This is a genomic window from Halomonas litopenaei (genome assembly GCF_003045775.1).
GTDB classification, from domain to species: Bacteria; Pseudomonadota; Gammaproteobacteria; order Pseudomonadales; family Halomonadaceae; genus Halomonas; species Halomonas litopenaei.
Genome location: NZ_PXNS01000034.1, coordinates 1 through 1012 on the forward strand (window position 1 = coordinate 1; position 1012 = coordinate 1012).

Sequence of the window (1012 nt, forward strand, 5' to 3'; positions counted from 1 at the left end):
CACCGTGGCACCATCGGCACCGGCGTCGGTGGTCCAGGTGCCGTTGGCACTCTGGCCTTCGACCACGCTGGCCGGCACTTCGACGAACTCGATGGTCGGGCCGTCATCAGCGATCGCGATGCTGAGGCTGCCGTTGGCCGCACTGCCGTCATCGTCGGTGACCACCAGGCCCACCGTTTCGGTGAAGCCGGCATCCGTGGCGTCAGCCTGGCTGTCGTTGTCGACGCGGGTGTCCAGCGTGTAGCTGTAGCTCACGGTGCCGCCGGCGGCCGGGTTGGCACTATCTGCCGGTGTAAAGCCGGTCAGGCTAAGGCTGCCGTATTCGGTATCGACCACCACCGGACTATCGGCGGACAACCCCTGCAGCTGGGCCAGGGTCAGCGACTGATTACCCACCTGCACGCTGGCCACGCCATCGGCGCTGGTAAAGCTGAAATTACCGGGCTGGGTGAGTGCCGCAGCATCCGCCGCGGAACCCTCTTCCAGATTCGCTTCGCTGACAGAAACGTCGCTGCCTTCGCTCGCCAGCCCCGAGAGGCTGACACCGTCGTCGGTGCCGGTCACGGTGATGGTCAGCGTCGCCGGTGAGGTGTCCCCATCGGCGTCGGTCAGAGTGTAGGCAAAGGTCTCGGTGAGGGTTTCCTTGCCGCTGAGTGCCTGCACCCGCGGATCGTCGTTGTCGAGCTGGTAGGTGTAGCTGCCGTCGCTGTTGAGCGTCAGGGTGCCGTACTGGCCGGCGCCCGTCGGGGCGTCCAGTGCAACGCTGGCCGGATCGGCATCAGTGGTGTCGGCGCCGGTGGTGTCGTTGGACAGCACATTGCCGGAAACGGAAGCGGTCTCCTCGGCGATAGTGTCGCTGTCGTTACTCGCGGACGGGCTATCGTCGGCGATGGCGATGCTGAGGCTGCCCTTGGCCGCACTGCCGTCATCGTCGGTGACCACCAGGCCCACCGTTTCGGTGAAGCCGGCATCCGTGGCACCTGCCTGACTGTCGTTATCGACGCGTGTGTCC

The 1012-nt window shown here is 65.9% G+C and carries 1 protein-coding gene; it reads right to left on the reverse strand.

Going from position 1 to position 1012, the window contains the following annotated elements; all coding sequences use genetic code 11:
• On the reverse strand, nucleotides 1-1012 hold a 1012-nt coding region (locus C6W88_RS21175; RefSeq protein WP_197037172.1), incomplete at both ends, for a cadherin-like domain-containing protein.